Below are 17,046 nucleotides of genomic sequence, written 5' to 3' on the forward strand. Positions count from 1 at the left end.
CACGAACCGAGCCACGCGATCCCGAAGATCCAGAGAATACGGCCGACCCATCCAAGCTGGCCTCCTGCCCAGCCTGGACCTTGAATCATGATCCGCAGATATCCGGAATCCCGATTCAGCTAAGAGCGGTCACGCTCTAGACACCTATCGTCGCCGACCGGACGGCCTCGCCTCCAATTCGTGCTCGGCGTCATGCGTCTCGACGGCGAGCCGCCGAGCGGCGTCGCAATTTAGGATCTGAACGCCGCGCTGCACGTACGCGATTTCCAAGTCTGCCGCCGAGGGGCTCGGCGGCAGAACGCGTAGGCCACAGGGTCGCCTGGCCTCAGCGGGCATTTCGATCCGCGGCGCATCCGTCGAGATCCGGGGCGAGTTCGCACAGCTCGCGGTCAGCGCGGCCAAGGCGAGCGGCGCGATTGGCATCCAGGGGCGCATCGGCGTCCTCCGCTTGCAGGGCTTGGGGGATAATATTCGCCGCGATCTCGGCCACGGCTTCGCGCCTTTGCGCCACCACATCGACGCGAGCGGCGCCGGCGCGCGCGCCTTCGGTCTCGCGGTCGGCGAGCTCAGCTCGGGCGAGCGCGGCTTCCGTGCGTGGCCGCTCCGCGGCGGCGCCATCGCGGCGACCGCTCCAGTAGAAGCCGAGGCAGACCAGGACGACGGCGGCCAGGGCGCCGAGGGACAGGGCCAGGCGGGCGCTCATCATCGCGTCAGTCCCTTCTGGTATCCGCCGCCCGGCGCCTTGGTGAGGACCTGGCGCCGGGATCGGGGATCGAAGCTGACATGTACCCATTCCATGCGCGGCCTGGCTGATGACGGAGCCCTGATCTATTTCGAAGATCAGCGCAGCGCCCCCAGCGCCGACATGCTGGGCGATGTGGTGGTCCTGGAGACCGACACCGATGAGGTCCTGGTCAAGCGCCTGCTGCGCGGCAGCAGACCCGGCCTCTATGGCCTGGAGAGCATCGCTGGCCCCACCCGGCGCGACGCGCGGCTCCGCTGGGCAGCCCATATCACCGCGATTATCCCGCCCTACCAGGCCCGCCGCATCATCACTCGCGACCGTTAGGGTCTGGTGTAATTTTTCTACGATTCAAGTTGGCGATCATGTGTATGTGAAATACATTTCGCCGATGCATGCGTCCGAAGTTACGGAAATCGCCACCCTGTTCGCCGCAGAGTTGCAGGCGGAGCAGCGGCGCGAGGCGTGGGCGCGTCAGGCTGCCGCTCGCCATGCCGGTGTCTGCTGGTCCGGACTCGGTCCGGCGCCCTATGAACCCCGTGACCGCGACGCGCTCCTGAACGAGGCCAAGGACAAGCTCGCACGACGCCAAGCCTGGTTGGAGGGTGCGGCGGGCGGGTTCCTGTCGGCTGTCGTGAAGGCGCAGCTCGCAGCCCGCATGGCGCATGAGGCCGCCGAGCGCGCCCGCGCCGCCTGCTCGCGCGATGCGATGGGCGAAGCCGCCGCCTGCGCGTCGGCCGCAGAGGAGCTGGCGGCCCATGCCCATACGCTTCTGGCTAGCGCCCAGGCCGCTCGCAACGCCGCCGTCAGGCTTGCTGAGCTGTCTCGGCCTGGAGACTGACGCGGCGACGCCAGGTCATCTGCTCGAACTGGCGCTCGCGGACCACCTCATGTAGCAGATCGGCCAGGTCCAGGACCTGGTCGCGCGACATGCGCCGCGTCATGGCGCGGATCTCGGCGGTCACTTGCGCCATCGCTTCCGACGGCAGGCTGTCTTGTTGCTCTGACATCTGCTGGGCCCTCGCTTCGGCCCACTCGCCTCAACGGGGAATTCGGCCTGAAGTTCCCGCAAACCGGGCAGGCGCCGCCGCCTCGCTTGACCGCCGGTTCAATGCGGTTCAGATAGGTAGTTCGGCAACCTAACTATTTTTGAGACCGGATGACCGCGCAGCTCGACAGTCCCGAACCGACGAAACTGGCCGAGGCGTTGCGGCCTGTCCTGCTGCGCGTCTCGCGCCGCCTGCGGCAGGAAGCCCAGCGCGCGGGGGTTTCGGCCCTGGACGCCCTAATCCTTGGCCAGATCATGCGTGTTCCCGGCGTGGGAGTCTGCGAGCTGGCCGACGCTGAACAGATGTCCCGGCCCACCATGAGCAGCCATGTCAAACGCCTGGAGGCGGCCGGCTGGGTCGCCCGCGCAGACCATGCCGACGACGGACGGCGCTCCGGCCTGGCGGTCACCCCGGCCGGCGCCCGGCAGCTGGAGGCCATCCGCCAGCACCGCAACGACTGGCTCGCCGCCCGCATCGCCAAGCTCGACCCAGCCGCGCGCGAGGACTTGAGCGGCGCCATCGCGCCCCTCCTTCAGCTCCTGGCGCTCGAGCCGTGAGCCCGGTCGACAGTCCTCTCGAGCGCCAGACCGACGTGGCCATGGCGCGCGGCTGGGTGATCCCGGCCATTATCGGCACGGCCATGCTGATGCAGACCATGAACGCCACGGTGCTCTCCAACGCCCTGCCGACCATGGCCGTGGCGCTGCACGAGGACCCGCTGCGGCTGAACCTCGCCATCACCATGTTCCTGCTGGCCTCGGCGGTCTTCCTGCCGATCAGCGGCTGGGTGGCCGACAAGTTCGGCGCCAAGCGCATCTTCATGATCGCCATGGTGTTTTTCGCCCTGGCCTCGGCGGCCTGCGGCCTGGCCCAGGACCTGACCCAGTTGGTCATCGCGCGCATCTTCCAGGGCATGGCCGGCGCCATGATGGCCCCCGTCGGCCGTCTGGTCCTGCTGCGCACCACGCCCAAGGCCGAGCTGATCGGGGCCATGTCGGTCATGACCATGCCGGCCCTGCTGGGCCCGGTGATCGGCCCGGTGGTAGGCGGCGCCATCGTCACCTTCGCCGACTGGCGCTGGATCTTCTTCATGAACCTGCCCGTAGCGGTGGTGGGCGTATTCCTGGTCTTCCGCTACGTGCCCAATGTCAGCGAGCAGCAGGTCTCGCCCATCGACTGGATCGGCATCCTGTTGACCGGCCTGGGCCTCGCGGGCCTGATCTTCGGCTTCGAGAATCTGGGCCGAGGCATGCTGCCCGACGGCCTGGTGGCGGGACTGTTCCTGGGCGGGTTCACGGCGCTCGGCCTCTACTGGCGGCACGCGCGAGGCAATCCGCACGCCATCATCGATCTCTCTGTGTTCCGCATCCAGACCTTCACGGCCTCCGTGGTCGGCGGGGCCTTCATGCGCATCGCCATGGGGGCGACGCCCTTCATGCTGGCCATGCTGCTGCAGATCGGCTTCGGCATGTCGCCGTTCCAGGCCGGCTTGATGACCTTCATCTCCGCGGCCGGGGCCCTGGTCATGAAGACCACCGCCCCGCCCATCCTGCGCCGCTTCGGCTTCCGGACGGTGCTGGTGGTCAACGCCGTCATCGTGGGGGTCAGCTTCATGGCCTACGGCCTGTTCACCCCCACCACGCCGCACTGGCTGATCATGATCGTCCTGGCCGTCGGCGGGTTCTTCCGCTCCCTGCACTTCACCAGCCTGAACGGTATGGCCTATGCCGACATCGACCAGGACCGAATGAGCCGCGCCTCCACCACCTCCTCGATGATGCAGCAGCTCGTCCAGTCGATCGGCATCGGGCTGGCCGCCACCCTGATGCATTTCTTCATGGTCGCCCGCGGCGAGGCCCATCTGACCGCTGGGGCGATCTCGCCGGCCTTCATGGTGATCGGCCTACTCACCTTTGTCTCGCTGTTCTTCTTCATGCCGCTTCCCAAGGACGCCGGCGACGAGATGAACGGCCGGCTCAAGGCCTAGCCGAACCGGCGGCCTATGCGTCGAGCGGCGCGCTCATCTGACAGACCAGTCCCTCGGCGGGGAAGGCCAGGGTCGCCGCACCGCCGAAAGAGCCGAGCGCGGTCCTGATCAGTCGAGATCCGAAACCCTCGCGCTCGGGTGGCGAGACCGGCGGCCCGCCAGTCTCGCGCCAGACGATCCGCAGGCCTTGCGGCTCCAGGCTCCAGTCGATCTCCACTTTTCCGCCCGACGCCGACAGTGCGCCGTATTTGGCGGCGTTGGTGGCCAACTCGTGCAGCACCATCACCAGGCTGACGGCCAAGTCCGGCTTCAAGCGGACGAAGCCCGCCTCACCATGCAGGCGAACGTGGGCCTGGTCGAAGGGCGCCAGGGCCGCGGCGAAGATCTCGGTGAGCTCGGCGGTCTCCCAGACGTTGCGCGTCAGCAGGTCATGCCCGCGCGCCAGGGACTGCAGACGCTCCTCGAACGCCCTTCGGAATGCGGCCGGATCGTCCCCGGCGCTGCGGAAGGCGTGGGCGGCGATGGCCTGCACGGTGGCCAGGTTGTTCTTCACCCGGTGATTCAGCTCCGCCAGCAACAGCTCCTGGCGTTCCCGCGCCACGACCTGGGTGGTGATGTCCTGGGCGGTGCCGATGACTCGGCGGGGGCGACCGTCCTTCGCGAACACGACCCGGGCGGCGCCGCGCACCCAGGCCGCCGAGCCGCGCGCGCCGCCTGCGGTGGTCCGATGCTCCACGACATAGGCCCCGCCGTCCTTACCCGCCAAGGCGCCGCCATAGGCCGCCTCGACCAGATGGAAGTCGTCGGGATGGACCGCCGCCGCATAGGTGGCGAAGTCGATGGTGGCCTCGGCTTCCACGCCGAACAGGATTCGGGTCCGCGCATCCCATTCCACCTGATCTGCCGCCAGGTCGTACTCCCAAAGCCCGAGCGCGGTGGCGTCGAGCGCGAGGGTCAGCCGCGCCTTCTCACGGTCGGCGTCGCGCTGGGCCTGGTGGCGCGCCGTTACGTCGAGAACGACGAAGGCGACCCGTGGCCGGTCCCCCGGCATGGGCGAGAACGTGCCCAGGAACCAGCCTCGCCGGCCGCCCTCCAGCGAAAATGGATACTCGGCCGTTTGCGTCTCCTGGGCGGTCCAGCAGGCGCGCAGGGTGATTAGCCGCGCCTCGATCTGTGCCGGCGTCAGGCCCAAATCGCGGCCGGTCAGGCCGTCCAGGCCGCCTTCGCCCCGGCCGTAGAACGCCGCGGCGTTGCGATTGGCAGTCACATATCGGTAGTCGTCGTCGAGCAGCTCGAACACGCCGGCGACCACGTCGGCAGCGTCGAACATCGCCTTCAGCAGCGCCGCGCCACCGATCCCGGACCAGCGGTCGGCGCCCTCTTCGTCGGCCATCGGCGCTGGCCTCCCGCGATTCAGACGTCGCGGCATGCTAGCGGGTTGACGCCCGTGGGCCTAGGGCGTGACAGCCTGAAGTGGATACCGGTTCAGGCGGCCGTCACGGTCTAAACTTTTGAAGATAGACCCTTTTCATCCGGTCAGATGAGTCCATCTGACCGGAAAGGGTCTAGGCCGCAGGCTGGTCCTCGATCACCGGCTCGACGCCCGCTGAATCGTAGACCGCCTGATCCAATATGCCCTGGCGCCTGGCCACCAGCGTCGGGATCAGCGCCTGGCCGGCGACATTGGTGGCCGTGCGGCCCATATCCAGGATCGGGTCGATGGCCAGCAGCAAACCGACGCCTTCCAGCGGCAGGCCGAGCGTCGACAGGGTCAGGGTCAGCATCACGATCGCCCCGGTCAGGCCGGCGGTCGCCGCCGATCCGATCACCGAGACGAAGACGATCAGCAGGTAATCGGTGAAGGCCAGCGGTACGCCATAGAACTGCGCTACGAAGATCGCCGCGATGGCCGGATAGATGGCGGCGCAGCCGTCCATCTTGGTGGTCGCCCCCAGCGGCACGGCGAAGGCCGCATAGGCGCGCGGCACGCCCAGACCGGTTTCGGTCACCGTTTGGGTCACCGGCAGGGTGCCGATGGACGAGCGCGACACGAAGCCCAGCTGGATGGCAGGCCAGGCCGCCAGGTAGAACTTCACCGGATTGAGCCCGTTGAGCGCCAACAGCGCCGGATAGACGACCAACAGCACCAGTCCGAGGCCGATATAGACCGCCGCCGCGAACGCGCCGAGCTGGGCCAGGGCGTCCCAGCCGTAGTGCGCTACGGCGTTGCCCAGCAGGCCGACGGTGCCGATCGGGGTCAGGCGGATCACCCACCATAGAATCTTGCGCACGATGGCGAGCGCCGAGGCGTTGAACGCCAGGAAGGGTTCAGCCGCTGCGCCGCAGCGCAGGGCCGCGATCCCGGTCACCAGCGAGATCACCACGATCTGCAGCACATTGAACGACAGCGAGGTAGTGGCTCCCCCGTCGGCGATCTTGGTGGACGCCGACAGCCCCAGCATGTTCGACGGCACGAGCCCCTTGAGGAAATCCATCCAGGAGCCCTGGGTGTTCGACGCCTCCGCCGCCGCCACGGCGACGCTGGTGTTGACGCCAGGCTGCAGGATCAGGCCCAGCGCGATGCCTATGCTGACGGCGATCAGTGCGGTGATCGCGAACCACATGAGCGTGCGCCAGACCAGGGCCGCGGCGTTCTGCAGTTCGCGCAGGTTGGCGATGCTGGCCACGATCGCCGTGAACACCAGCGGCGGCACCAGCACCCGCAGCAGTTGGACGAAGGTCGAACCGGCCAGCTTCAGGGTTTCGGACAGCGCATAGCCCTGCTGCCCCTCCTCCGTGCCGAGATTGCGCGCCGCCAGCCCTAGGGCCAGCCCGATCACCATGGCGGCCAGGACCTGGAATCCGAAGGATCCCAGCAATCCCCGCCGCCTGCCGTGCGTTTGCGCCATGTCAGCTCCTGATCGTCCGCGAGGGCGAGCATGGCCGCACGGCCTCAGGCGCGCCAGCGGTTTTGCCCTGGCGGGGCCATTAGAAAAGCTGGATGCCTAAGGGCGCGTCAGCCCGTCGGAGACTGCCTCTCGGCCACCACGATCTCCCCAGCGCAGGCGCGCGAAACCGCGGCCTGATCGGCGATCTTGTCCCGCAAGGCAGGCACGCCCAGCTTGGATCCGCGCAGTTCGAGGATGTCCAGGGCTCCAGTGGCCACCACCTCCCGCGCCTGGGCCGCCTGGGCGCAGGGATCCTTAAGCCGACCCCAGACCCCCAGCGCGCGGATCTCCGCCGTCGCCCCGCCGCAGATCAACCGCGCCCGCTCGATGGCTGCGCGTCCTTCCGTTGAGGCGCGACCGCCGGCCGCCAACTGTCCGATCGGATCGGCCGCCTCGTCCATGGCCGCCTCGCAGGGCCCGAGCGCGCCGCGCAGGGCCACGAGCGCGACATCGGTCGGCGGGGCCGGGATGGGCGGGACATAGACTTCCGGCGGATGGGTGGCGGGATCGTCGCAGGCGCTGGCTAGCAACCCCGCCAGGGCGAGGCCGCAAAAAGTCTTCCACATGTCGCGGCTCCCGGTTGTCCGTGTCTCCCTAAAGTCGCGACGGGCCGAATGGATGCGTCCGGGCCAAGCTCCGCAATTGACCCTCGCCTTCGCGCCGCCTAGCGTCCGCCTCCCTCTCTCTTTGAAATCGCGGCGGTGTCCCATGCCCCAGATCCTGGTTCAGGACCTGGCGAAGACCTATCGCGTCGCCGAACGCGATCCCGGCGTGCTGGGCGCGCTGAAGGGGCTCGTCCATCGCCGCTGGCGCACGGTGGAGGCGCTTAAGGACGTCTCCTTCTCCCTGGAAGCCGGCGAGTTGCTGGGCTTCATCGGCCCGAACGGGGCCGGCAAGTCGACCACCATCAAGATCCTTTCAGGCATCCTCCGTCCCGACAGCGGCCGGGTGGAGGTGGGCGGCCTCGTGCCCTACCAGGAGCGGATCAAGCACGTAGCCAGGATCGGCGTGGTGTTCGGCCAGCGCACCCAGCTCTGGTGGGACTTGCCGGTGATCGACGGCTTCGACCTGCTGCGCGACATCTATCGCATCGACCCGGTTTGCTACGCTCGGACCCGCGACGAACTGGTGGCCCTGCTACGCCTGGAGCGCCTGCTCGACCAGCCTGTCCGCCAGCTCTCCCTGGGCCAGAGGATGCGCGCCGAGATCGCCGCGGCCCTGCTGCACGAGCCCGATGTCCTGTTCCTGGACGAACCGACCATCGGCCTGGACGCCCCCTCGAAGCTGGCGGTGCGCGAGTTCGTCAAGCGCCTGAACCGCGAGCGCGGCGTGACCGTCCTGCTCACCACCCACGACATGCACGACATCGAGGCCCTGGCCGAGCGGGTCATCGTCATCGGCCATGGCCAGGTGCTGGCCGACAGCCCGTTCGAGGCTCTGCGGCGCGATGTCCTGCGCGAACGCTGGCTGTTCATCGACTTCGTCGACCAGGCGCCCGAAATCGACCTGCCCGGGGTGGAGGTCCGCGCCCGCGACGGCCGATCCCTGGAGTTGGCCTTCGATCCCGCCGTCGTCGGCGCGCCCCGGCTGATCGCCGCCATCACCGCCGACTATGCGGTTGAGGACATCCACGTCGAGCAGCCGGCGATCGAAGAGGTGATCGCCAAGTTCTACGACCTGCACGGCGCGGCGGAGGCCTGAGCCGTGCCCGACGCCATCCGCCCCTACGCCGCCGCCTTCGCCGCTCGGTTCCAGCTCATGCTGCAGTACCGCGCCGCCGCCGTGGCCGGCTTCGCGACCCAATGCTGGTGGGGCGGGATCAAGGTCATGGTCTATGCGGCCTTCTTCGCCAATGCGGCCCCAGGGGAAACGCCGATCACCCTGTCGCAGGTGATCACCTACACCTGGCTGGCCCAAGCCCTTCTCGTGCTCTCGCCCTGGAGCGGCGATCCGGAGATCAGCCAGGCCGTCCGCACCGGCGCCATCGGCTATGAGCGCCTGCGCCCCATCGACACCTATAACTGGTGGTACGTCCGCGCCGCGGCCTGGATGACCGCCCGGGCCCTGCCCCGCGCCCTGCTGATGCTGGCCGTGGCCGGCGTGGCCTTTCCCCTGCTGGGCCTGGAGGCCTGGTCCTGGCGACCGCCCGCCGACGCCCTGGCCTTCGCGCTCTTCGCCCTCTCGATGGTGCTGGTGGTCCTGGTCTCCTCGGCCTTCGTCATGCTGCTGAACATCAGTGCGGTGGTGACCCTGGACGAGCGGGGGATCAACACCCTGGTCGCCTCGCTGCTCATCGCGTTCTCGGGCAACCTCCTGCCCCTGGCGCTCTATCCGGACTGGATGCAGACCTTCCTGTTGATCCAGCCCTTCGCCAGCTTCCTGGACATCCCGTTCCGCATCTATTTCGGCGGCCTGACCGGCTGGGGCGCCGCCGCGGGCCTGGCCCTGCAGGCCTTCTGGACCGTGGTGATGATCGTGATCGGCCGCGCCTGGATGGTCCGGGTCATGGCGCGCCTCCAGATGCAGGGTGGCTAGTGCGATGACCGCGCTCTTCCTGCTCACTCGCTACTTCTCCGCCTCGGTCCGCGGCCAGCTTCAGTACCCTGGCTCGACCATCCTGCTGGCGGCGGGCCAGTTCTTCACGACCATCATCGACATCGTCGCGGCCTGGGCCTTGTTCGCCCGTTTCGGCCCTGTCCAGGGCTGGACCTTCGGCGACATCGCCATGTTCTTCGGCATGATCAGCGTCTCGTTCGCCATCGCCGACTTCCTCAGCCGCGGCTTCGACATGTTCGGCGCCCATTTCATCAAGACCGGCGACTTCGACCGCGTCCTGTTGCGGCCGCGTTCGGCCGCCCTGCAGCTCATCGGCTACGACTTCCGCCTGGCCCGGATCGGGCGGCTGGCTCAGGGCCTGATCGTCATCGGCCTGGCCACCGCCAGCCTCTCGCTGGAATGGGATGCGGCCAAGGTTGGCCTGGCGCTGTGGACCATCGTCGGCGGGGTGGCGTTGTTCGTGGGCCTGATGGTCTTCCAGGCCACCCTGGCCTTCTGGACCGTCGAGAGCCTGGAGGTCATGAACGTGCTCACCTATGGCGGCGTCCAGGCCGCCCAGTTCCCGCTCAGCCTCTATGCCGGCTGGTTCAGGAACCTGCTGATCTTCATCGTGCCCTTGGGCTGCGTCGCCTATTTCCCGGTCCTGGCCATCCTGGACAAGCCCGACCCCCTGGGCGCGCCGGCCTGGCTCCTGCCGCTGACCCCAGCGGCAGGACTGATCTTCCTGGCCGTCTCGTTCCTGGCCTGGAGGTTCGGGGTGTCGAAATACACCTCGACCGGGAGCTGAGCCCTACTCCGCCGCCATGGCGAGCGCGCTCCCGCGGGTGAGCGAGGTCTTGCGGGCCAGCGAGGCCTTGGCCGCCTCGTACTCGGCCGCCAGGCGGTCGACCAGCTGGCCGGCGGTGGGGATGTCCTTGATGGCGCCGATGCCCTGGCCGCAGCCCCAGATATCCTTCCAGGCCTTGGCCTTCTGGTTGCCGCCCGAGCCGAAGTTCATCTTAGAGGGATCGGCTTCCGGCAGGTTGTCCGGATCCAGGCCGGCGGCCTCGATGGACGGGCGCAGATAGTTGCCGTGCACCCCCGTGAACAGGTTGGAATAAACGATGTCGTCGCCGCGCGAGGCCACGATCATATCCTTGTAGCCCTCCATGGCGCGCGCTTCCTGGGTCGCGATGAAGGCCGAGCCGATATAGGCCAGATCGGCGCCCATGGCCTGGGCGCCCAGCACCGCGGCGCCGTTGGCGATGGAGCCCGAGAGCGCGATCGGCCCGTCGAACCACTCGCGCAGTTCCTGGACCAGGGCGAAGGGCGACAGGTGGCCTGCATGGCCGCCAGCTCCAGCCGCCACGGGGATCAGGCCGTCGGCGCCCTTCTCCACCGCCTTGCGCGCGAAGCGGTCGTTGATCACGTCGTGCAGCACGATCCCGCCATAGGAGTGGATCGCGTTGTTCACGTCTTCCCGGGCGCCCAGCGAGGTGATGGTGATCGGCGCCTTGTATTTCACGGCCAGCTCGACGTCCTGCTCGAGCCGGTCATTGGTCTTGTGGACGATCTGGTTGACCGCGAAGGGGGCCGAGGGGCGATCGGGGTTCTTGCGGTCCCAGTCGGCCAGCTCCTCGGTGATCTGGGCCAGCCATTCGTCCAGCTGGCTCACCGGCCGGGCGTTCAGCGCCGGGAACGAACCCACCACGCCGGCCTTGCACTGGGCGATGACCAATTCGGGACCCGAGATGATGAACAGGGGCGAACCGATGACCGGAATACGCAGGCGCTCGGCGAGGACGGGAGGCAGGGCCATGGGAATCGCATCCTTGGTTGAATGGGCGTCGATCTAATTTTTACAACGTATATACAAGAATAGCCGACGCGCAAGCCGCCGTCACCGCTCACGCCGCGTGAACTTGACGCACGCGACCCACGCGGCCCAATGGCGCACGATGACGCAACTCGCCGACGCCCTTCCGTCCGCCAGCGACGCCGACTGGCGCGCGCTGGTGGCCAAGACCCTCAAGGACGCCTCCTTCGAGACCCTGCGCCGGACCACGGCCGAGGGCCTGGCCATCGAGCCGCTCTATCCGGCGGCCCTGACCCAGGCGGCGTTCACGCCCCGCGCCCACGATCCCGAACAGCCCTGGGACGTCCGCGCCGCCGTCGCCCATCCGGAGCCGGCCCGCGCCAACGCCGACCTGCTGGCCGACCTAGCGGGCGGCGCGACCTCGGCGGTCGTTTCCCTCGACCCGACCGGCCAGGCCGGAATCGCCGTGGGATCGGCCGGCGACCTCGCTCGGGTCCTCGACGGCGTCCTGCTTGAGATGGCGCCGATCGCGCTCGACGCCGGGTTCCTAGGCCCCAAGGCCGCCGACTGGCTGGCCGCCGCCGCCAAGGGCTCGCCCACCGCCCTGCTCGCCCTCCACCTCGATCCGCTGAGCGCCTTCGCGCGGACCGGCGTGAGCCCTGGCCCCATCGAGAGCCATCTGATCTCGGCCGCCACGGTCGCCGCGCGGCTGACCCAGGCCCACCCCAAGGCGAGCCTCTTCCTGGCCTCCGGCCGGGTCGTCCACGAGGCTGGCGGCGGCGAGGCCGGCGAACTGGCCTTCGCGATCGCCGCCGCTGTCGCCTACGCCAAGGCCCTGGTCCGCGCCGGCGTTCCGATGGCCGAAGCCTTCGCCGGGATCGTCCTGGGCCTCTCGGCCGACACCGACTACTTCGCCACCCTGGCCAAGCACCGCGCCGCCCGTGTCCTCTGGACCCGCGTCACCCAGGCCTGCGGTGTGACCGTCCCAGCCCGCATCGAAAGCCGCTCATCGGGCCGCATGCTCACGGTGCAGGATCCCTGGACCAACATGCTGCGTCTAGCCGCCGCCGCCTTCGGAGCCAGTGTCGGGGGCGCCGACGCGGTGGTGCTCGGGACCTTCACCGACGCCATCGGCCTGCCCATCGCCTTCGCGCGGCGCCAGAGCCGCAACACCCAGTTCGTGCTGATGGAAGAGGCCCACCTTGGGCGTGTCGCCGATCCCGCCGCCGGGTCCGGCTATGTCGAGGCCCTGACCGATGAAATGGCCCGCGCCGCCTGGGCGGAGTTCCAGGCCATCGAGGCCCAGGGCGGCCTGATCGGCGCGCTCACCGGCGGCCACATCGCCGCCGAGGTCGCCAAGGTCCGCGAGGCCCGCCAGGCCGCCGGCTTGCCCAAGATCGTCGGCGTCACCGCCTTTCCCCCGACCCAGGCCGCGGCTGTCGAGGTCGCGTCCGCCGCGCCGCGCGCCGCCGAGGCGCCGTCCGTCCGCCTGCCGGGTCCCGACGGCGCTTGCCCGTCGCTGGCCCCCATCCGTCTCGCCGAGCCCCATGAGGCCGCCCGATGAGCCCGTTCCCCGACTTCGCCGCCCTGCCCTTCGACCGTCCCCGCGCCGCGTCGCCGCTGCTGGCCGGCCCGGTCTGGGAGACGCCGGAAGGCATCGCGGTGAAACCCGCCTACAGCCCGGCCGACATCGAGGGCCTGGATTCCGGCTTCCCCGGCCTCGCGCCCTATGTGCGCGGCCCCTATCCGACCATGTACCTGACCAACCCGTGGACCATCCGCCAGTATGCGGGCTTCTCCACGGCCGAGGACTCCAACGCCTTCTACCGGCGCAACCTGGCGGCCGGTCAGATGGGCCTGTCGGTGGCCTTCGACCTGGCCACGCACCGCGGCTATGACAGCGACCATCCCCGGGTGAAGGGCGATGTCGGCATGGCCGGCGTCGCCATCGACTCCATCCTGGACATGCGGACCCTGTTCGACGGCATCCCGCTCGACAAGATGAGCGTGTCTATGACCATGAACGGCGCGGTCCTGCCGATCCTGGCGCTCTATATCGTCGCCGCCGAGGAACAGGGCGTTCCCCACGAGAAACTGTCGGGCACCATCCAGAACGACATCCTCAAGGAGTTCCTGGTCCGCAACACCTACATCTATCCGCCCGGCCCCTCGATGCGGATCATTTCGGACATCTTTTCATACACTTCGCGCGAAATGCCGAAGTTCAACTCGATCTCGATCAGCGGCTATCACATCCAGGAAGCCGGGGCGACGCTGGACCTGGAGCTGGCCTATACCTTGGCCGACGGGATCGAATATGTCCGCGCCGGGGTCGCCGCCGGGATGAGCGTCGACCAGTTCGCGCCCCGCCTGTCGTTCTTCTGGAACGCCGGCATGAACGCCTTCATGGAGATCGCCAAGCAGCGCGCCGCCCGCCTGCTCTGGGCCAAGCTGATGCGGGACGAGTTCGATCCCAAGGATCCCCGCTCGCTCGCCCTGCGCGCCCACACCCAGACCAGCGGCTGGAGCCTCGCGGCCCACGACGTTTACAACAACGTGCCGCGCACCCTGGTCGAGGCCATGGCCGCGGTCGGCGGCCAGACCCAGAGCCTCCACACCAATTCGCTGGATGAGGCCCTGGCGCTTCCCACCGACTTCTCCGCCCGGATCGCCCGCAACACCCAGCTCTTCCTGCAGCTCGAGAGCGGCCAGACCCGGGTTATCGACCCCTGGGGCGGCTCCTACTACGTCGAGCGCCTGACTGCCGATCTCGCCGCCCGCGCGCTCGAACACATCGCCGAGGTCGAGGCCCTGGGCGGCATGGCCAAGGCCATCGAGGACGGCCTGCCCAAGCGCCGTATCGAGGAGGCCAGCGCCCGCACCCAGGCCCGCATCGATAGCGGTCGCCAGAGCGTGGTGGGGGTGAATCGCTATCGTCCCGATGGCGCCGAGGTCATCCCGATGCTCAAGGTCGACAACAGCGCGGTGCGCGAGCGCCAACTCGAAAAGCTCGCCCGCCTGCGCGCCGAGCGCGATCCGGCGCAGGTCGAGGCCGCGCTCGCGGCGCTCACCGACGGCGCGCGCGGGAACGGTAACCTGCTGGAACTCTCGGTCAACGCCGCCCGCGCCAAGGCCACGGTCGGCGAGATCAGCCTGGCCCTGGAGAAGGTGTTCAACCGCCATTCCGCGGAGGCCTCCGCTGTCACCGGCGTCTACCTGCGCGAGGCGGGATCCACGCCCCAGGCCGAACGCGCCAAGGCGATGACGGGGGCCTTCGCCCAGGCGGACGGGCGCAAACCTCGCGTGCTGATCGCCAAGATGGGCCAGGACGGCCACGACCGCGGCCAGAAGGTCATCGCCTCGGGCTTCGCCGACCTGGGCTTCGAGGTCGATATCGGCAACCTGTTCCAGACCCCGGCCGAGGCCGCCGCCCAGGCCGTGGCCGAGGGCGCGCATGTGGTGGGCGCCAGTTCGCTCGCCGCCGGCCACCTGACCCTGGTCCCCGAACTGAAGGAAGAGCTGGCCAAGCTGGGCCGCGCCGACATCCTGGTGGTGGTCGGCGGGGTCGTCCCGCCCGAGGACTTCCAGGCCCTCAAGGACGCCGGCGTCGCCGCCATATTCACCCCCGGAACGGTGGTGCCCGAGGCCGCCATCGAGGTCATGGAGCGGCTCAACGAACAGATGGGCTACGCCCAGGTCGAGACCCCTCAGTAGCTCCTCAGGCGACCAGCCGTCCCTCTGCGATGGATCGCCGCGCGGAAACCACCGCCTGGGCCACCTCGGCCTTGAACCGCGCCAAAGGCGGTCGCACCCCGTTGGCCAGCAGGGTCCGCACAACCGCCTTGCGGGCGCCAGCCAGGTAGACGAAGGCGCCTCGCCCCTTGGCCCGCCGGGCGAAGTTGGCCACCGCCGCGGCGGCCGTCGAGTCCAGGATCGGCGCGTCGGTCAGGTCCAGCACATACGCCTTGGGTTGCTCTCCGATCTCGTCCAGAGCCGTGCCCACCGCCGCCGCGGCCCCGAAGAAGAAGGCGCCGGAGATCCGGATCAGCGCCACGTCGGGGTCGTGGGTCAGGGCGGTGTCATAGCCGTCGTCCTCATCGCGCCCCTGCGAGGCCGCCCGCCCCACCTCGACCGCCGTCGCCAGCCGATGCAGGAACAGCAGCGCGCCCACCGAGAACCCGGCCACGATGCCGGTCGTGAGGTCGCGGAAGATGGTCAGGAAGAAGGTGATAAGCAGCACCGCGGCGTCGCCCCGCGACGCCCGCAGCAGGCCCACGAACTCGTGCTTCTCCGCCATGGTCCAGGCCACCACCACCAGTACGCCGGCCAGGGCGGCGAGCGGGATGTAGCCGGCCAGCGGCGCGGCGACGATCATGAAGACCAGCAGGTAGAGAGCGTGCAGGATGCCCGAGATCGGTCCGGCCGCGCCTGAGCGCACATTGGTTGCGGTCCGCGCGATGGTTCCCGTGACCGGGATGCCGCCGAACATCGAGGCCCCGACATTGGCCACGCCCTGCGCCACCAGCTCCATGTTGGAACGGTGCCGCCGTCCTGTCATGCTGTCGGCGACCACCGCCGAGAGCAGGCTCTCGATGGAGCCCAGCAGGGTGAAGGACAACGCCGCTGGCAGCACCGCCTGGACCTTTGCCAGGGTGATCTCCGGCAGGCCCGGAAGCGGCAGCCCCCGGGGGATGCCGCCGAACCGCGTGGCGATGGTCTCGACCGAAAGGCCCAACAGCGCCGCGCCCGCCGCCGCAAGCGTCACCGCGATCAACATGCCGGGCCAATGGGGCCGCCAGCGCCGAGCCGCCAGGATCGTGGCGATGACCCCGCCAGCGACCAGGACCGCCGGCAGGCTGACCGTTGGCAGGGCCTGGGCCAGCGCGCCAAGCTTGTCCGGCAAGGGCCCGGGCTCGGGTCCGCCCAGGCGCAGACCCAGCAGGTCCTTGATCTGGCTGGCCAGGATGATCACCGCGATGCCGGCGGTGAAGCCCACCGTCACGGGATAGGGGATGTATTGGATGAAGGCGCCCAGCCTCAGTGCGCCGACGGTGGCGATCATCAGCCCGGAGAGGAAGGTCGCTAGGACCAGGCCTTCGACCCCATGCTGGTGCACGGTGGCGGCGATCAGCACGATGAACGCCCCGGCCGGACCGCCGATCTGGAACCGGCTTCCTCCCAGCGCCGACACCAGGAACCCGCCGACGATGGCGGTATAGAGCCCGCGATCCGGCGACACGCCCGAAGCGATGGCGATGGCCATGGACAGAGGCAGGGCCACGATGGCCACGGTCAGGCCGGCGATGGCGTCGGCCCGCAGTTGGGCGCCGCTATAGCCCTCGCGCAGCATGTCCGCCAGTTTCGGGGTGAACAGCTTCGCTCCGCGCGACGCCGCGATATCGGCCATCCCTGTCTCCTGAGTGTCGCCAGCCAGTAGGCAAGCATCGCCGTGGCGGGTCAACGGGCCTTGACCTGCCGCAAATCGTGACGCCTGAAAACTAGAGCTTCGGCGAGAGCGCCCGCCAGCCGCGCCGCCCCTTCGTCCCCCGCCGCCAGTCTTCAGCCAACTCGGACGGCCCGTGGCGGGCCTCGATGTCCTTTTGCAACGCGTTGGCCGCCATCAGGTGACCGGGGAACAGGGTGTCGACGATCCAGCCCACCACCGGCGGCACGGAGCTGGCCGAGTCGAGCGCGATATATGCGGCCATCCGGGCAAGGGTGACGGGCTTGGCGCCGACCGCGATCCCCTCCGCGATCAGCAGCGCCCCGGCGCCGAGGCTATAGACCGTCCCCGCCACGGGAACCCAGGCCAGGACGCCGTCCAGGCCGACGCCGATCGGCCCGACGCTCACCAGCCGGTCGGAGAGGCGTTTGATGCGTTCGGCGTGCCGCCAGGCTCGATGAGCCCTGTCCTTGGAGACTTCCATGGTGCGAGAACGCCGAGCTCCGCGTGAGGCTCCACCTTGCGC

General features: G+C 69.1%; 17 protein-coding genes. 9 read left to right on the top strand and 8 right to left on the bottom strand.

Annotation, left to right across the window (positions count from 1 at the left end; genetic code table 11):
- Positions 1–325: 325 nt before the first annotated feature.
- Positions 326–703 (bottom strand): hypothetical protein, encoded by a 378-nt coding sequence (locus tag Q8Q88_RS14400; protein WP_305675877.1) that lies wholly within the window; start codon positions 701–703, stop codon positions 326–328.
- Between the two features lie 93 nt (positions 704–796).
- Here Q8Q88_RS14400 and Q8Q88_RS14405 point away from each other — a divergent pair, with 93 nt between their 5' ends.
- Both Q8Q88_RS14405 and Q8Q88_RS14410 read left to right on the top strand, forming a co-directional pair.
- Positions 797–1,069 carry a hypothetical protein gene (locus Q8Q88_RS14405; protein ID WP_305675878.1) on the top strand — a complete coding sequence of 91 codons (273 nt, stop codon included), beginning with the start codon at positions 797–799 and terminating at the stop codon, positions 1,067–1,069.
- A gap of 46 nt (positions 1,070–1,115) precedes the next feature.
- Positions 1,116–1,583 carry a hypothetical protein gene (locus tag Q8Q88_RS14410; protein ID WP_305675879.1) on the top strand — a complete coding sequence of 156 codons (468 nt, stop codon included), beginning with the start codon at positions 1,116–1,118 and terminating at the stop codon, positions 1,581–1,583.
- Here Q8Q88_RS14410 and Q8Q88_RS14415 read toward each other — a convergent pair.
- Entirely contained in the window at positions 1,549–1,752 is a 204-nt protein-coding gene (locus Q8Q88_RS14415; RefSeq protein WP_305675880.1) for a hypothetical protein, read from the bottom strand. The two genes, Q8Q88_RS14410 and Q8Q88_RS14415, sit on opposite strands and share 35 nt — an antisense overlap.
- A gap of 149 nt (positions 1,753–1,901) precedes the next feature.
- On the opposite strand from Q8Q88_RS14415, the gene Q8Q88_RS14420 reads away from it, so the two are divergent.
- Positions 1,902–2,348, top strand: a complete 447-nt coding sequence (locus Q8Q88_RS14420; protein ID WP_305675881.1) for a MarR family winged helix-turn-helix transcriptional regulator — start codon at positions 1,902–1,904, stop codon at positions 2,346–2,348.
- On the top strand, positions 2,345–3,778 hold the full coding sequence (locus Q8Q88_RS14425) for an MFS transporter (RefSeq protein ID WP_305675882.1): 1,434 nt from the start codon (positions 2,345–2,347) through the stop codon (positions 3,776–3,778). The genes Q8Q88_RS14420 and Q8Q88_RS14425 overlap by 4 nt, the downstream gene beginning before the upstream one ends.
- Positions 3,779–3,791: 13 nt before the next feature.
- On the opposite strand, the gene Q8Q88_RS14430 is transcribed toward Q8Q88_RS14425, so the two are convergent.
- The 3 genes from Q8Q88_RS14430 to Q8Q88_RS14440 all read right to left on the bottom strand — a co-directional run bounded on the left by Q8Q88_RS14430 (position 3,792) and on the right by Q8Q88_RS14440 (position 7,292).
- The gene (locus tag Q8Q88_RS14430; protein WP_305675883.1) at positions 3,792–5,171 is read right to left on the bottom strand and encodes a sensor histidine kinase; all 1,380 of its coding nucleotides are present in this window, start codon (positions 5,169–5,171) and stop codon (positions 3,792–3,794) included.
- A gap of 172 nt (positions 5,172–5,343) precedes the next feature.
- Complete coding sequence (locus Q8Q88_RS14435; protein WP_305675884.1) at positions 5,344–6,687, bottom strand: dicarboxylate/amino acid:cation symporter; 1,344 nt, start codon at positions 6,685–6,687, stop codon at positions 5,344–5,346.
- Positions 6,688–6,794: 107 nt separating this feature from the next.
- Positions 6,795–7,292: a hypothetical protein gene (locus tag Q8Q88_RS14440; RefSeq protein ID WP_305675885.1), complete on the bottom strand. Its 498-nt coding sequence runs from the start codon at positions 7,290–7,292 to the stop codon at positions 6,795–6,797.
- 142 nt (positions 7,293–7,434) lie between these two features.
- Here Q8Q88_RS14440 and Q8Q88_RS14445 point away from each other — a divergent pair, with 142 nt between their 5' ends.
- Genes Q8Q88_RS14445 through Q8Q88_RS14455 form a run of 3 tightly spaced genes read left to right on the top strand, consistent with a single transcriptional unit; the run spans position 7,435 to position 10,069 of the window.
- On the top strand, positions 7,435–8,427 hold the full coding sequence (locus Q8Q88_RS14445) for an ATP-binding cassette domain-containing protein (protein WP_305675886.1): 993 nt from the start codon (positions 7,435–7,437) through the stop codon (positions 8,425–8,427).
- A 3-nt stretch (positions 8,428–8,430) separates the two neighbouring features.
- Positions 8,431–9,261, top strand: a complete 831-nt coding sequence (locus Q8Q88_RS14450; RefSeq protein WP_305675887.1) for a hypothetical protein — start codon at positions 8,431–8,433, stop codon at positions 9,259–9,261.
- Between the two features lie 4 nt (positions 9,262–9,265).
- Positions 9,266–10,069 carry an ABC transporter permease gene (locus Q8Q88_RS14455; RefSeq protein ID WP_305675888.1) on the top strand — a complete coding sequence of 268 codons (804 nt, stop codon included), beginning with the start codon at positions 9,266–9,268 and terminating at the stop codon, positions 10,067–10,069.
- A 3-nt stretch (positions 10,070–10,072) separates the two neighbouring features.
- Here Q8Q88_RS14455 and Q8Q88_RS14460 read toward each other — a convergent pair whose 3' ends face one another.
- Complete coding sequence (locus Q8Q88_RS14460; RefSeq protein ID WP_305675889.1) at positions 10,073–11,080, bottom strand: nitronate monooxygenase family protein; 1,008 nt, start codon at positions 11,078–11,080, stop codon at positions 10,073–10,075.
- Between the two features lie 139 nt (positions 11,081–11,219).
- Here Q8Q88_RS14460 and Q8Q88_RS14465 point away from each other — a divergent pair, with 139 nt between their 5' ends.
- A complete protein-coding gene (locus tag Q8Q88_RS14465) occupies positions 11,220–12,641 on the top strand; it encodes a methylmalonyl-CoA mutase family protein (RefSeq protein WP_305675890.1) in 1,422 nt (473 codons plus the stop codon).
- Positions 12,638–14,791, top strand: a complete 2,154-nt coding sequence (gene scpA / locus Q8Q88_RS14470) for a methylmalonyl-CoA mutase (protein WP_305675891.1) — start codon at positions 12,638–12,640, stop codon at positions 14,789–14,791. The genes Q8Q88_RS14465 and scpA overlap by 4 nt, the downstream gene beginning before the upstream one ends.
- Positions 14,792–14,795: 4 nt before the next feature.
- On the opposite strand, the gene Q8Q88_RS14475 is transcribed toward scpA, so the two are convergent.
- A complete protein-coding gene (locus Q8Q88_RS14475; protein WP_305675892.1) occupies positions 14,796–16,484 on the bottom strand; it encodes a SulP family inorganic anion transporter in 1,689 nt (562 codons plus the stop codon).
- Between the two features lie 91 nt (positions 16,485–16,575).
- Positions 16,576–17,004, bottom strand: a complete 429-nt coding sequence (locus Q8Q88_RS14480) for a DUF4112 domain-containing protein (protein WP_305675893.1) — start codon at positions 17,002–17,004, stop codon at positions 16,576–16,578.
- Positions 17,005–17,046 lie beyond the last annotated feature (42 nt).

The organism is Phenylobacterium sp. (assembly GCF_030697925.1).
Lineage (GTDB): Bacteria > Pseudomonadota > Alphaproteobacteria > Caulobacterales > Caulobacteraceae > Phenylobacterium.

What these genes read in the sequence shown, in the direction of transcription:
- Q8Q88_RS14400 (WP_305675877.1), bottom strand. Translation starts at nt 703, where the DNA reads ATGAGCGCCCGCCTGGCCCTGTCCCTCGGCGCCCTGGCCGCCGTCGTC.
- Q8Q88_RS14405 (WP_305675878.1), top strand. Translation starts at nt 797, where the DNA reads ATGCGCGGCCTGGCTGATGACGGAGCCCTGATCTATTTCGAAGATCAG.
- Q8Q88_RS14415 (WP_305675880.1), bottom strand. Translation starts at nt 1,752, where the DNA reads ATGTCAGAGCAACAAGACAGCCTGCCGTCGGAAGCGATGGCGCAAGTG.
- Q8Q88_RS14420 (WP_305675881.1), top strand. Translation starts at nt 1,902, where the DNA reads ATGACCGCGCAGCTCGACAGTCCCGAACCGACGAAACTGGCCGAGGCG.
- Q8Q88_RS14430 (WP_305675883.1), bottom strand. Translation starts at nt 5,171, where the DNA reads ATGGCCGACGAAGAGGGCGCCGACCGCTGGTCCGGGATCGGTGGCGCG.
- Q8Q88_RS14435 (WP_305675884.1), bottom strand. Translation starts at nt 6,687, where the DNA reads ATGGCGCAAACGCACGGCAGGCGGCGGGGATTGCTGGGATCCTTCGGA.
- Q8Q88_RS14440 (WP_305675885.1), bottom strand. Translation starts at nt 7,292, where the DNA reads ATGTGGAAGACTTTTTGCGGCCTCGCCCTGGCGGGGTTGCTAGCCAGC.
- Q8Q88_RS14445 (WP_305675886.1), top strand. Translation starts at nt 7,435, where the DNA reads ATGCCCCAGATCCTGGTTCAGGACCTGGCGAAGACCTATCGCGTCGCC.
- Q8Q88_RS14455 (WP_305675888.1), top strand. Translation starts at nt 9,266, where the DNA reads ATGACCGCGCTCTTCCTGCTCACTCGCTACTTCTCCGCCTCGGTCCGC.
- Q8Q88_RS14460 (WP_305675889.1), bottom strand. Translation starts at nt 11,080, where the DNA reads ATGGCCCTGCCTCCCGTCCTCGCCGAGCGCCTGCGTATTCCGGTCATC.
- Q8Q88_RS14465 (WP_305675890.1), top strand. Translation starts at nt 11,220, where the DNA reads ATGACGCAACTCGCCGACGCCCTTCCGTCCGCCAGCGACGCCGACTGG.
- scpA (WP_305675891.1), top strand. Translation starts at nt 12,638, where the DNA reads ATGAGCCCGTTCCCCGACTTCGCCGCCCTGCCCTTCGACCGTCCCCGC.
- Q8Q88_RS14475 (WP_305675892.1), bottom strand. Translation starts at nt 16,484, where the DNA reads ATGGCCGATATCGCGGCGTCGCGCGGAGCGAAGCTGTTCACCCCGAAA.
- Q8Q88_RS14480 (WP_305675893.1), bottom strand. Translation starts at nt 17,004, where the DNA reads ATGGAAGTCTCCAAGGACAGGGCTCATCGAGCCTGGCGGCACGCCGAA.